The following is a 13233-nucleotide window of genomic DNA, read 5'->3' as shown; positions in this document are numbered from 1 at the left end:
GAAAGTCGGATGGGACAGCGAAGCCAGGCTATTTGTGATACCAAAGACAATAAATACCCACTCACGAAGATCACTTGATACAGGATGTAATCAATCATGCAGCGTCAGTTTGGCGGTGTGCTGCTCGGCAGTATCGAGCTGTTCTGCCTTGCCGCGGAGCTGGGCAGCTTCACCGCCGCCGCCCAGGCTGCCGGAGTCACGCCGGCGGCGGTGAGTCGCTCGCTGGCGCGCCTGGAAGCAAGACTGGGCGTACGCCTGTTTGTGCGCAGCACCCGTCGGGTGCGCCTGAGCGAGGCCGGCAGCAGCTACTACGAGCAATGCCGTCAGGCGCTGAGTCAACTCGGTGAAGCCGAGCGGGTGCTCGGCGGCCAGCAGCAGGAGCCGTCCGGACTGCTGCGCATGAGCCTGCCGACGACCTACGGACATTTCCGTGTACTGCCGCTGCTGCCGACCTTCCGCCAGCGCTACCCGCAGGTGCAGGTGCAGGTCGAACTGAGCAATCGCAACGTCGACCTGGTCGGCGAAGGATTCGATCTCGCGGTACGCGCACGTGCCCCGGCAGACTCCAGCCTGATCGCCCGACCCCTGGAGGACGCGCCGCTGGTGGTGGTCGCCGCACCCGACTACCTGCGGCGCCACGGCAGGCCGCAGAGCCCGAGCGAGCTGGTCGAGCACGAGTGCATCCAGTTCCTCCTGCCCAGCAGTGGCCGGCCCGTGCCCTGGCTGTTTCGCCAGCAGGGCCGGCAGATCGAGCTGGCTACCCACGGCGGCTACTGCTGCAGCGCCGATATCCTCGGCGGCGCCACCCTGGCCCGCCATGGCGCGGGCCTGGTGCAGCTGATGCGCTTCATCGTTGAGGATGATCTGCGCAGCGGATGTCTGGAAGAGGTACTGACGGAGCATGGCGGCTGCAGCCGGCCGTTCTCGCTGATCTACCCCAGCGCCCGCTTCCTGCCCCAGCGGGTACGCGTGTTCGTCGACTTCCTGCTGGAGCACTGCGCCGCACAGGACACTCAGTAGCGCGCGTCGCGCTTGTTCGGGTTGCGCGGGATGTAGCTGTCTTCCTCTTGATACGCATCCTCGTCGTTGGCGTCCTCGAGGAAGGTCGGGCGGTCATCGAGGAATTTGACCAGCACCGGCAAGCCTGCCAGTGGCGGACCGAGCATCAGCACGCTGGCCAGCACATAGCTGATCCAGACCTGGACCTGACCATAGCTCGGCGCCTGCTCGCGGGCGTGGCCCTCGATGATGAAGGCGATCAGGAACATCAGCGCCATCGCCACCACCATGTAGAACGGCACGCTGATGAAGATCACGATATTCGCCAGCTCCAGCGCACCCAACATGATGAAGCTGATGTGCAGGGCGCGTTGCAGGCCGAACAGCGAATCCGGGTACTTGCCCAGGCGGATACCCAGCACCAGCTCGACCACACCGGCTCCCACGCCGACACCGAGCATCGGCAGCGCACCGATCAGCAATGCCCAGAACGCCCACATACCCTGATCGGCCAGGTAGAGGCCGGCCGCCAGTGCCAGCAGCAGCGCGCCGCTCAGGTGCAGTACCCAGTACCAGGTCAGCAGCGCCGACGCCCCTTCGAACACCGCGCGCTCGCGCATCACGCGGCGCAGGCCGAAGATCTGTATCACCATCAGCGGCACCGACAGGCCGAACAGGGTGCCCCAGAGCACCGTCAGCCCCGGCCAGTCGACGCACATGTCCAGCACCAGCACGGGCAGCGCCAGGCTGCCGATGAGCACATAAATCCACGAAGCGACCCGATAGAACTGCATATTCCTTTTCTCCCCAATCCCTGATTGTCGGGCGTGCCAGCGGAACGCCCGAAACAGTCGGCGATCATACCTGCGCAGTGAAGCTGCGTGAGAGATCAGTCGGCAGTCCGAGGAGACGCGGTTCCACGTGCACCGGCGAGGCGTCTCACGCCTGCCGCTTCCTATGTTCCTATGCCCGTCAACCCAATGCGAAAGCGGTGCAGTGTTCGCGCTTATCCCCCGAGGAGTTCACATGCGCCCCATCTCATCCACCGCCCTGGCGCTTGCCGGCGCTCTTCTGCATGGCGCCGCGCTTGCCGCACAGCCGCTGCAGGTCACCACCACCGCCGACGAATTCGACGGCATCTGCGACAGCCACTGCTCGCTGCGCGATGCCATCGAGCAGGCCAACGTCACTCCGGGTCTGACGCATATTCGTCTGCCGGCCGGGGACTACCGGATCAGCCGACCCAGCCCGTTCGGCGCCTATGGCCTGGCGACCGAAGAGGATCAGAACCAGACCGACGACTACGACATACGCGGCGAGATGATCATCCAGGGCGCCGGCTCCGAGAGCACGCGAATCATCGGCTTCCAGTTCGATGACCTGCCCTCTTTCGCCACTACCGCGGACCTCGTCGGGCAGCCGCTTGCACGTCTGTTCGAGGTGCATCCAGACGCGCACCTGGGACTGGTCGATCTGCAGCTGATGGACGGCTTTTCCCTGCTTGAGGGCGGAGCACTGGCGAACCACGGCGAGACGCTGCTGAAGAACGTCGACATCTACCGCAACAGGGTCCGCACCCCGGAGCCGCTGGGCTCGCAGACCGGGAAGCCGCTCTGGGGAGTGGGCGGCGGGGTGGTCAATTACGGCTCGCTGAAGGCCTACAACACCCGCTTCGTCAGCAATTCGGTGGAAGTGCAGGGGCTCTCCCGACTGTCCGGTTCGGCGCTGTTCAACTACGGCGAGCTGGTGCTGCGGGATGCGCTTTTCTACTCCAACGCATCGCCCCTGGAGATCTGGAAAGACGTCGGCGGGCCGGTGTTGGAGAACCACGGCTCAGCCGACATTGCGCGCATGCGGATGGCGCGCAACAGCCTGGGAGTGGATGGCAACATCGCACTGCGCAACCACGGCATCCTGAAGCTGAGCAACTCGGAGTTCGCCGCCTTGCAGGGCCTGCAGAACGGCTCGCCGGAGGATCACGACGCTGAAGCCAACCTGATCCACGTCACCCTGTATGCCGGGGTCCGCAACGACGCCGGCATGGAGGTGCGCAACAGCGTCTTCAGCCAGGGCTGCGGTAACGGCGCGCAGGCGCGCTTCACCGCATCCGGCCTGCTCGCTCCGGCCGGATCGGAGTGCCCAGGCGACGTATTTCCGATCCAGGCGAGGTCGACCGACGCCGGGAAGGTCGCCCCGGCGGCGCCCTCCATCAGCGTGGCACCGGCGCAACGCACCATTCAGATCGAGCTCGCCTCGCTTCTGCCACCGGGCTACCCCAACGCCGCGGCCATCGACGCAGCCGTGGGCGACTGCTCCGAACACGACATGACAGGCGCTTTCCGCCCGCAGGACGGCAACGGCGATGGCGTAGCACTCTGCGATCTGGGCGCCATGGAAAAGCCCAGCCCCTGAAGAGTCGTTGGCCGGATACGCCTGAAGGCGCATCCGGCCACGGCTGGGCGGTTGCTCACTGATCGACGGCGGGCGCCGGCGCGTGATGCCCTCTGCCTGGTCGGCTAGATGCGGAAGCTGTCGACCAGGTGCTTGAGACGCCCCGCCTGCTGCTCCAGATCGCGGCAGGCTTGCAGTGTCGCTCCCAGGTTCTCCACGCCCTGCTGGTTGAGCGTGTTGATTTCGGTGACGTCCATGTTCAGGGCCTCGATCACCGAGGTCTGCTCCTCGGTCGCGGTCGCCACCGACTGGTTCATGCCATCGATCTCGCCGATCCGCCCGGTCACGCTACCCAGACTCTCGCCGGCGAGGTTGGCAATCTCCACGCTCTGCTCGCTGTAGCGCTGGCTCTCGCCCATGATCCCCACCGCCTCACGCGCGCCCACCTGCAGCTGCTCGATCATGCCCTGGATTTCCTGCGCCGATTCCTGGGTGCGGTGGGCCAGGTTGCGCACCTCGTCGGCGACCACGGCAAAGCCGCGACCGGCCTCACCGGCACGCGCCGCCTCGATCGCCGCGTTCAGCGCGAGCAGGTTGGTCTGTTCGGAAATGCTCTTGATCACCTCGAGGATCTGGCCGATGTTCACCGTCCGGCTGTTCAGCGCCTCGATGTTGCCGGTGGCGCCGCGGATCTTCTCCGAGAGCTGGTTCATCGCCTCGATGGTGCGTTCCACCACCGAGCGGCCCTCGTCGGCCTGATGGCGTGCCGAGGAAGCATGCTGCGAGGCATCGGCGGCATTGCGGGCGATCTCCTGGGCGGCCGCGCCCAGCTGGTTGATCGCCGCCGCCACGCTGTTGGTGCGTTGCGCCTGCTCGTCCGAATTGCTCATCGAGGCGTTCGAGGCGCCGACCACCCGCCGGGCGACCTCGTTGACCTGGGTGGTGGCCGAGGACACTTCGCGAATCGATTGGTGGATGCGCTCGACGAAGCGGTTGAACGCCTGCGCCAGCTCGCCGAACTCGTCCGCCGCGCGAATATCGATGCGCTGGGTCAGGTCACCCTCGCCCTGGGCGATGTCGCGCATGGCGGCGCCGAGCTGCTGCAGCGGCCCCATCAGCACCTTGATCAGCAGGCTCAGCAGCAGAACGATCAGCACCACCGCGACCAGGGTGGCGATCAGCGCGGAGGTGCGGAACTCGTTCAGCGCCGCGTAGGCCTTGTCGCGCTCGATCGACAGACCGACATACCACTGCACCGAGGGCAGTCCCTCGATCGGAGTGAAGGCCACCAGCCGCGCCGTGCCGTCGAGGTTCACCGCAGAGAGCGCCGGGGTCAGCGACGGGGTGTTCTGCGGATAGACCTCGCGCAGGTTCTTCATCACCAGGTTCTTGTCCGGGTGCACCAGGATGCGTCCGTCGCTGCTGACCAGGAAGGCGTAGCCCATGCCGGCGAAGTCCAGCGCGTTGAGCGTCTTCACCAGGGTGTCCAGGGCCAGGTCGCCGCCGACCACGCCGAGGGTCTCGCCGCCGTCGCGCACCGGCGCGGCCACGGTCAGCACCAGCTGGCCGGTCGCCGCATCCACGTAGGGTTCGGTCAGCATGGTGCCGCCACTGGAGATCGCCCCCTGGTACCAGGGCCGGGTCCGCGGATCGTAGTCGGCGGGCATCTCGTCGTCCGGGCGCATGTCGAAGCCGCCGTCACGGGTGCCCAGGTAGCTGAACAGGAAGGTCTTGCCGTGTGCGGGCTGCTCCAGCAGGCCGATCACCTGTTCCGGCTCGGACTCGCGGGCGACGTTCTGCGCCATCGCCTCGACCAGCAGGATGCGGCCGGACAGCCAGCTCTGGATATTACCCGCGGTCACCGAACCCATCTCGTCGACATAGCTGGCAAGGTTGCGCTCGATACTCTGGCGCTGCAGCAGATCGTTGTAGAGACCGAACAGCCCGAAGGCGGTGATCACCACCAGGGAGGCGGCGAGGAGGATCTTGTGGCGGAATTTCAGGGTTGGCTTCATGGCGAGCGCATCCGCGGAGGGAACGACAAGACTATCGTTCCGCTTCAGTAAAGCTTGAGCCCGCCGAACTACAACCCCTGCCGCTGCGCTTGGAGCTCGCTACTGCGCAGCCGCGCCCTCGGTGACCGTCAGCTGCTCGCCCAGCCAGGTCGCCACCTGCGCGGCAAGGCTGTCCGCCGCCACGGCAAAGGCGCTCACCGCCGCGGACGCCTGTTCGCCGGCCAGCGGCTGGCTGATGCTGAAGCGCCGGCTGGCGCGGATGCGCTGGCTGTCGGCGTCGGCCAGATGCAGGTCGATGAGGATCTGTGCCTGAGGCCCATCCGTGCCGTACTCGACCTGAAACGAACGCAGGTCGCCATCCAGCAGCAGATCCGCCTGCAGATGGCTGTCGTCGCTGACCAGCGCACGGAAGCGTCCGTCGCGCTGCAGCGCATCCAGCAGATGGTCGCGCAGCAGTGCCGGCGCCGGGCTGCTCCAGCGCGCGCCCTGGTAGCTGCTGAGCAGGTCGCCCTGTGGCACCACGGCGATGCGGTTGCTGTCCAGCGCCTGGCTCGACTGCGGCCGGGCGATCCGCAGCGAAGCGGCCAGGGCCGGCTGCGGCGAGGCCGCCAGGCCGCTCGCCGGCAGGCGAAACACATCCACCGGCTGCGTCTCGGGCAACAGCGTGCAGCCGGCGAGCAGAAGCGCAAGCACGCTTGCAGGCAAACCGATCAGACACCTCATGGCTGAAACTCCTTGGGTTTGTCACGGCCGAGCAGATAGTCGGCCGGGTTTTCTTCGAGCTGGCGGGAAACACCCTGCAGGCTGCGCAGCGTGTTGCGCAGGTCCTGCAGGGCAGGGCCGAGCTGATTGAGCCCGCGCAGGCCGCCATCGACGGCGCCCTGATTGCTTTCGATCAGCAGATCCAGCCGCTGACTGCTGCGCTCCAGCGAGGCCATGGTCTTCTGCGCGTCGACCAGAATGCTGCGGCCCTGGTCATCGAGGAGACCGTTACCACGGTCCATCAGCTGGGCCAGCTGGTGCATCGCCTGGCGGCCCTCGCGGCTGGCGAGCGCCAGTTGCTCAAGGGCCTCGGCGAAGTTGTCGCTCTGCCCGGCGATGGCGCCGGTGGTCTGCTCCAGATGCTCGAGGGTGCGATCGATGCGCTCGGCGTTCTCCAGCGAGAGGATGCGGTTGGCGCTGATCAGCAGGTTGTTGACGTTGCTCATCAGGTCCTCGCCGTCCGCCAGCAGCCGGGCGAAGGGCGAGGGGCTCGCGACTATCCGCGGGACCTTGCCCGGTGGCGCCGTCAGCGCAGGACTGCTGGGGGTTCCGCCGCTCAGCTGGATCAGCGAGGTGCCGGTGATGCCGGCCAGGGTCAGCTTGGCGCGGGTGTCCTGGCGCACCGGTGTGCCGCCATTGAGGCGCACGCGGGCGATCACCCGGCGTGGGTCCTTGGGATCGAGCTTGAGCTCGACCACCTCGCCGACCTTGATCCCGCTGTACTGCACCACACCACCGCGCGACAGGCCGCTGACCGCCTCGGTAAAGATCACGTCGTAGTAGTCGAATTCGCGGTCGGCACTGGATTTGGCCAGCCAGAGGGCGAAGAGCAGGGCGGCGCCAACCGTGAGCACGGTGAACAGCCCGATCAGCACGTGGTGGGCTCGGGTTTCCATTGCATCACTCCTTGCTGGCCGCGACCCGGGCAGCACGCCCGCGCGGTCCGTGGAAGTAGTCCTGGATCCAGGCATCGTCGTAAGCCGCGACTGCCTCCAGGGTATCGGCGACCAGCACGCGTTTCTGCGCCAGCACCGCGATGCGGTCGCACAGGCAGTAGAGGCTGTCGAGGTCGTGGGTGACCAGGAACACGGTCAGGCCGAGGGCATCGCGCAGGGTCAGGATCAATTGATCGAAGGCCGCCGCACCGATCGGATCGAGTCCGGCGGTGGGCTCGTCGAGGAACAGAATCTCCGGGTCCAGGGCCAGCGCCCGAGCCAGGGCAGCACGCTTGACCATGCCCCCGGAGAGTTGCGCCGGATACTTGCAGGCGGCACCGGCGGGCAGACCGGACAGCGCCAGCTTGGTCTGCGCCAGGTGCTCGGCATCGGCTCGTGACAGCCCGGCATGCTCGATCAGCGGCAGGGCAACGTTCTCGCTCAGGGTCAGCGAAGAGAACAGCGCACCGCGCTGGAACAGCACGCCGAAGCGCCGCTCGACCTGCGAGCGGCGTTGCGGGTCAAGCTCCAGCAGATTCTCGCCGAACACCTTCACCCGGCCGGCGCTCGGCTCACGCAGACCGACGATGCTGCGCAGCAGTACCGACTTGCCACTGCCCGAGCCGCCAACCACACCGAGGATCTCACCGCGATGCACGTCGAGATCGAGATGCTCGTGCACCTGCTGGCTGCCGAAGCGATTGCCCAGGCCGCGGATTTCGATCAACGCCTCGCTCACCAGCCCATCTCCATGAAGAACAGTGCGGCCACCGCGTCGAGCAGGATCACCACGAAGATCGACTGCACCACGGCGCTGGTGGTGTGCGCGCCCACCGACTGCGCGCTGCCGGCAACCTTGAAGCCCTCCAGGCAGCCGATCACCGCGATCAGGAAGGCGAACACCGGCGCCTTGGCCATGCCGACCAGGAAATGCTTCAGGGCGATGTCGTCGTGCAGCATGCTGAAGTACATCAGCAGCGATATATCCAGGCTGATGAAACACACCACGGCGCCGCCGACGATACCGCAGAGCATGGCGATGAAGGTCAGCAGCGGCAGCGTGACGAGCATCGCCAGCATCCGCGGCAGCACCAGCAGCTCGACCGGATCGAGGCCGAGCGTGCGGATCGCGTCGATCTCCTCGTTGGCCTTCATCGAGCCGATCTGCGCGGTGAAGGCGCTGGCCGTGCGTCCGGCGAGCAGGATCGCCGCCAGCAGCACGCCGAATTCGCGCAGAAAGGCGAAGGCGACCAGGTCCACCGTGTAGATGCTGGCGCCGAAACTGGCCAGCACGGTGGCGCCGAGAAAGGCCACCACCGCGCCGACCAGGAAGGTCAGCAGGGCGACGATGGGCACCGCATCCAGGCCGGTCTGCTCGATCTGCACCACCAGCGAGGTGACGCGCCAGCGCCGCGGACGCGGCGCGGTGCGAGCGAGGCTGGCCAGGGTCAGGCCGATGAAGCCCAGCAGTGCGATCAACTGATGGCAGATGCCGTCGACGGCTGCGCCTATGTGCGCGAGCACCTCGCGGATTGCCGACTCGGAAGGTGCCGCGGGTTCCTCCACGTAGCCCTGGTGGGCGTGGGCGGTGGCCAGCAACAGGTTGCGGCGTTCGCTACCCAGGCTCGCGTCAGCCTCGACAGCAGCTATCAGCCGCGCCGCGCCGAGCAGATCGACCAGCAGGGCGGCGCCGGCAGTGTCCAGCGCGTCTATGCCATCCAGTTCGGCGGCAAGCGCCTGCCCGTCGAGCCGCTGACGCCATTCATTCACCTGTCCGCGCAGCGCCGCATAGCGTGCCAGCGTCCAGTCACCGGACAGGCGCAATGCCGGCGGCCGGCTGCTGCTGTCGAGTTGGAGCTGGGGCGATGGGGTCTGCATCAAGCGCGACGGCCTTGTCGTTGCGGTAAGGAAATTGACTGCGCCGAACAACGCGGCAAGAGCCATCTTAAAGACAGCGAACCCTGCTTGCACCCGCAGCGATAGCTGAATGTTGCGATGGGTGGCGACGCCTGTCCGAATTGCCCTTGAAAGTGCTGCGACGCTCTAGCGCCGCGGGTGTAGCGTTTCGCTCAAGCGCAACGGTTTATTCCCTCAGGATGAAAATTCCCGCCACCTCATAACCAGGCGAGGCACTTCGCCGGTGAATTCTTCTTGCGCCGCATTGATCAACGGTGCCGAGTACCAGAGCCACGACGACTACATGACCGTCGGCCCGCTGTTCGCCGATCCTCTGGCACGTCAGCTGTACGCCGAGATCGCCTCGGTCGAGGAGCAGCACGTGACCCAGTACGGCTCGCTGTCCGATCCGAGCGAAAGCCACATCGAGAAGTGGCTGGTGCACCAGGCGATGGAGGTCTACGCCTACGCCAACTGCGCCGAGCAGAAAGCCAATCCACGCATCAAGGAGATCTGGGAGCGCTTCCTCGACTACGAACCGGGTCACCTGAACCTGGCCTGCGAGTGGCTCAAGAAGGGCGAGGGCCATGGCGCTTCGGCCGCGCGCGCATTCAGGAGGCGGACCATCTGGTGCGCATTCGCAGCCTGATGCACGAAGACCTGCTGACGCAGATCGGCTGACACTTGCTGCCAGGGATGGCTCAGCCCGGCCGCGGGCGATAGATCAGCCGCAGGCAGAAGCGGCTGAGCAGGATCAGCAGCACCAGCGAGAGAATCCCCAGCAGCATCGAAGCCGGCACGAACAGGCCGTCATCGTATAGCGTCACCACCACCAGCAGCGCACCCAGCAGCGCACTCGCCAGCAGCCAGAGCACTACGCAGACCAGGCTGGTTCCGAGCAGCCGCAACGGCCGCAGGCGTCTCCCCCGCAGCGGCAGCAGACGCCAGGTTGCAGCGACTGCCACCAGCCCGCACAGCAGGGCACAGCCCCACAGCGACAGCGCTGCCTCCGGCTCGTCCAGCTTGCGCACCGCCAGGCCCAGCAGGGCGAACACCAGCGCAACCAGCAGCGCCACGCTCAGCCCCAGACCCAGTGCCATTTCCCAGCGCGGCACCGCGCGCGCCAGCGGGTCCCGCAGCAGCACCGCGCGGCTCATGCGCAACAGCAGAATGATCAGCAGCGGCCCGCAGATCAGCCAGGTCAGCAAGTCGATCAGCGCGCTGACAAACCGAAAGTGCGTCGAGTAGTCATGACTCTGGGTCAGCAATTCGAGCGGCCCTGCCTCGAGCAGGAACCACAGGCCATACAGCAGCGAAGCGACCAGCATCGGCAGTATCGCGCCACCGATGAACACGCCCGCCAGCAACCAGAGCGGCCGTCGATGGCCACCGATTGCCTCGCGCTCGCAGCAGAAGCGGGTTGTCAGCAGTCCCGTCAGCCCGGCCAAGGCGATCTCCTGCGCCAGCCCGGTCAGACCCAGAGGTCCGACCAGCCAGCCGGAGCGGGCGAATTCCAGCTCCGGCTGGCTGACCATCGCGTAGAGCCAACCGACCGCCCAGGCGATGCAGGCGGCCAGCGCCGCGGCCAGGGCAACGCCATGGGCAATGCGCGGAGCCGGGCTCAGCAGCGCGGGCGCCGGGCGTGGCACGAGGGGCTCGAAGGGATTGCTGGTCATGCGTAAAACAAATCCTTTTGCGCTGGACTGGCTGCGATGGCGGCGTGCTCAGTAGTCCTCGATCAGGTGTAGATCCTTCAGGCGTGAATAGTTCTCGGCGCTGTAGCGAAAGAAGCTGCGCTCCTTGTCCGTCAGCGGCCGCGCCTGGCGCGCCGGACTGCCGAGGTACAGATAGCCGCTCTCCAGCCGCCGGCCGGCCGGGACCAGGCTGCCGGCACCGAGCACCACCTCGTCCTCGATGACCGCACCGTCCATGACGATGCTGCCCATGCCGATCAGCACCCGGCTGCCGATCTCGCAGCCATGCAGGAGCACCTTGTGGCCAATGGTCACGTCATCGCCGATCAGCAGCGGGAAGCCGCCAGGATTGAACGGACCGGCGTGGGTGATGTGCAGCACGCTGCCGTCCTGGATGCTGGTCCGGGCGCCGATGCGGATGCTGTGCATGTCAGCGCGGATCACCGTCAGCGGCCAGACCGAGCTGTCGTCGCCAATCTCCACATCCCCCAGCACCACTGCCGAGGCGTCGACGAAGACCCGCTCGCCGAGTAGAGGGGTTATGCCGTTGTAGGAGCGGATGTTCATCGGTTCTGCTCTCCGGTCCGCTGGGAACCTCAGGTCGAAGGATAGGAGCGTGCCGGGTGTCGCCCGCTCGTCCAGGATCTGGCCAAACCGTTGGCCAACGCGGCGCTGGAAACACCGCCTGAGAATCATACCCGCAGCCCGGTGGATGTCGGTGACACGCTCGGCTTCAACGATGGCGTAGCACCGGAGAGCCCGCATCCCACCCTTGCGCTGACATGGCGACCGCGGAACCAATAATCCTCATGATTGTGAGGATCTCAAGCCTGGATAGAGAATTTGAAAAGAAATCCTCACATTCACGAGGATTTTGTTGCTTCATTTGAATCGCCATGCAAAATTCCGCACGTACATGAGGATTTTCCATGCAGATCACACTCAAGAATGCGAACGAGCTAGGCGCTCTCGTCCGCCTGGCACGCAAGGCGCAGAACATTCGCCAGGACGACGCGGCCGGCAGCATCGGCGTCAGCGAGAACTTCCTCGGCAAGGTCGAACGCGGCAGCGAGAGCGTGCAGTGGGGCAAGCTGTTCCAGGTACTCGACGGCCTCGGCCTGCGCCTGATCGTCGACCTGCCGGATGAGGTCGAATCGCTGCCCGGCGCGCACGACGCATGAAGCGCGAACTGCTGGCCTGGATCGGCGATCGTCTGGTCGGGCATCTGTGCGACGACAACGGTGTCTGGCGCTTCGACTATGCAGACGACTGGGACGATTTCGATCTCTGCCCGACGCTGCCACGCAAGCATCGCAGCATCGTCGACGGCAGCAGCCAGCGGCCGGTGCAGTGGTATTTCGACAATCTGCTGCCCGAGGAAGGCCAGCGCCAGCTGCTGGCCAGCGATGCGCGCCTGGATGCCAGCGACGCCTTCGCTCTGCTCGGCCACTACGGTGCAGAGTCAGCCGGCTCGCTCACTCTCCTGGCGCCGCAGCAGCACCAGCCGGCAGGCGGCCTGAGCCCCCTGACCGATCGCGACCTGGCACGCCGCATCGAGGCCATGCCGCGCCTGCCGCTGACCCACGAAGCGCACAAGCGCATGTCGCTGGCCGGCGCGCAACACAAGCTGGCGGTGGTACTCGACCAGGGCGCGCTGTACGAACCTGCCGGCGCCTGGCCCTCCACCCATATCCTCAAGCCGGACCATCCTGAACAGGCCTTCGCCCATTCGGTAATCAACGAATGGTTCAGCATGCGCCTGGCGGCTCGTGTCGGCCTTGCGGTACCGGCAGTCAGCCGGCGCTATGTGCCGATGCCGGTGTATCTGATCGAACGCTTCGACCGAGAAAGAAAAGGCACGAACTGGCAGCGCCTGCACAGCATCGACGCCTGCCAGATGCTCGGTCTGGACCGTCACTTCAAGTATCAGGCGGGCAGCATCGAGCGCCTGGCAGAACTGCTGAAACTGACCACATCACCAGCCGTAGCCCGTACTCGACTGTTCGGCTGGCTGGTGTTCAACGTGCTGGTTGGCAACACCGATGCCCACCTGAAGAACCTCAGCTTCCTGGTCACGCCACGCGGTCGGCAGCTGGCACCCTTCTACGATCTGCTCTGCACGGCAGTCTACGAAACCGGCGCCTTCGACCAGCAGCGCTGGCCACAGGCAACCACCCTGGCCTGGCCGATCCTCGGTGAAGCGCGCCTGGCCCATATCGACCGCCGACACCTGCTCGATGCCGCCGAAGCGCTGGGCATCAAGCGCTCACCCGCGAATGCCCAGCTGGAGCGCATACGAGGGCGCATCGTCGCCGACGCAGATGCGTTGCTGGCGCAAACCGAGCAGGAGAACGTGCAGCTGTCCGCGCAGCGACCGGAGTTGCGCGCGACCTTCGCCGGCGAGATGCGCTGTCTGCGGGCGATCCGGGCGCTGCTGGCGGAGCAGGCTGACCGGCTACGTTGAGAAACCTGCAAAGGAAGGTCTGTTGTTCGCCTCTGCCGCTCATCTACCTGCATCGGTCCGTCCGGGCATCGCTTGAA

Annotated in this window: 12 protein-coding genes and 2 pseudogenes; 5 read left to right on the top strand and 9 right to left on the bottom strand. The window is 66.1% G+C overall.

Going from position 1 to position 13233, the window contains the following annotated elements:
* Positions 1–96: 96 nt before the first annotated feature.
* Complete coding sequence (locus tag DBO85_RS10845) at positions 97–1020, top strand: LysR family transcriptional regulator (protein WP_108107270.1); 924 nt, start codon at positions 97–99, stop codon at positions 1018–1020.
* Here the strand turns inward: DBO85_RS10845 and DBO85_RS10840 are convergent.
* On the bottom strand, positions 1014–1793 hold the full coding sequence (locus DBO85_RS10840) for a hypothetical protein (RefSeq protein WP_108107269.1): 780 nt from the start codon (positions 1791–1793) through the stop codon (positions 1014–1016). The two genes, DBO85_RS10845 and DBO85_RS10840, sit on opposite strands and share 7 nt — an antisense overlap.
* Before the next feature lie 232 nt (positions 1794–2025).
* Between DBO85_RS10840 and DBO85_RS10835 the strand changes: the two genes are divergently transcribed.
* Complete coding sequence (locus tag DBO85_RS10835; protein WP_158268891.1) at positions 2026–3411, top strand: CSLREA domain-containing protein; 1386 nt, start codon at positions 2026–2028, stop codon at positions 3409–3411.
* Between the two features lie 104 nt (positions 3412–3515).
* Here DBO85_RS10835 and DBO85_RS19715 read toward each other — a convergent pair whose 3' ends face one another.
* The 6 genes and pseudogenes from DBO85_RS19715 to DBO85_RS10810 form a co-directional block, all read right to left on the bottom strand.
* Entirely contained in the window at positions 3516–4280 is a 765-nt protein-coding gene (locus DBO85_RS19715) for a methyl-accepting chemotaxis protein (RefSeq protein ID WP_407681464.1), read from the bottom strand.
* 90 nt (positions 4281–4370) lie between these two features.
* Positions 4371–5405, bottom strand: a pseudogene (locus DBO85_RS19710) (HAMP domain-containing protein); the annotation flags it as partial.
* A 99-nt stretch (positions 5406–5504) separates the two neighbouring features.
* Positions 5505–6128, bottom strand: coding sequence for an ABC-type transport auxiliary lipoprotein family protein (locus DBO85_RS10825; protein WP_108107266.1), 624 nt, complete (start codon positions 6126–6128; stop codon positions 5505–5507).
* Positions 6125–7063 (bottom strand): MlaD family protein, encoded by a 939-nt coding sequence (locus DBO85_RS10820; protein ID WP_108107265.1) that lies wholly within the window; start codon positions 7061–7063, stop codon positions 6125–6127. The genes DBO85_RS10825 and DBO85_RS10820 overlap by 4 nt, the downstream gene beginning before the upstream one ends.
* A 4-nt stretch (positions 7064–7067) precedes the next feature.
* Positions 7068–7844: an ABC transporter ATP-binding protein gene (locus DBO85_RS10815; protein WP_108107317.1), complete on the bottom strand. Its 777-nt coding sequence runs from the start codon at positions 7842–7844 to the stop codon at positions 7068–7070.
* A complete protein-coding gene (locus tag DBO85_RS10810) occupies positions 7838–8980 on the bottom strand; it encodes an MlaE family ABC transporter permease (RefSeq protein ID WP_108107264.1) in 1143 nt (380 codons plus the stop codon). The genes DBO85_RS10815 and DBO85_RS10810 overlap by 7 nt, the downstream gene beginning before the upstream one ends.
* A 217-nt stretch (positions 8981–9197) precedes the next feature.
* Here DBO85_RS10810 and DBO85_RS10805 point away from each other — a divergent pair.
* Positions 9198–9584: pseudogene (locus DBO85_RS10805) on the top strand (hypothetical protein); the annotation flags it as partial.
* A gap of 115 nt (positions 9585–9699) precedes the next feature.
* Here the strand turns inward: DBO85_RS10805 and DBO85_RS10800 are convergent.
* Together DBO85_RS10800 and DBO85_RS10795 are read right to left on the bottom strand one after the other, a co-directional pair.
* Positions 9700–10674 carry a hypothetical protein gene (locus tag DBO85_RS10800; RefSeq protein ID WP_108107263.1) on the bottom strand — a complete coding sequence of 325 codons (975 nt, stop codon included), beginning with the start codon at positions 10672–10674 and terminating at the stop codon, positions 9700–9702.
* Positions 10675–10722: 48 nt separating this feature from the next.
* On the bottom strand, positions 10723–11259 hold the full coding sequence (locus DBO85_RS10795) for a gamma carbonic anhydrase family protein (protein WP_108107262.1): 537 nt from the start codon (positions 11257–11259) through the stop codon (positions 10723–10725).
* A gap of 362 nt (positions 11260–11621) precedes the next feature.
* Here DBO85_RS10795 and DBO85_RS10790 point away from each other — a divergent pair, with 362 nt between their 5' ends.
* Together DBO85_RS10790 and DBO85_RS10785 are read left to right on the top strand one after the other, a co-directional pair.
* Entirely contained in the window at positions 11622–11873 is a 252-nt protein-coding gene (locus tag DBO85_RS10790) for a helix-turn-helix domain-containing protein (RefSeq protein ID WP_108107261.1), read from the top strand.
* Positions 11870–13156, top strand: a complete 1287-nt coding sequence (locus tag DBO85_RS10785; protein WP_108107260.1) for a HipA domain-containing protein — start codon at positions 11870–11872, stop codon at positions 13154–13156. Before DBO85_RS10790 ends, DBO85_RS10785 begins: the two co-directional genes overlap by 4 nt.
* The last annotated feature ends 77 nt before the right edge of the window (positions 13157–13233 follow it).

The organism is Pseudomonas mangrovi, assembly GCF_003052585.1.
Lineage (GTDB): Bacteria > Pseudomonadota > Gammaproteobacteria > Pseudomonadales > Pseudomonadaceae > Aquipseudomonas > Aquipseudomonas mangrovi.
The sequence above is the reverse complement of the archived record's forward strand: the minus strand, read 5'-3'. Positions and strand labels throughout refer to the sequence as shown.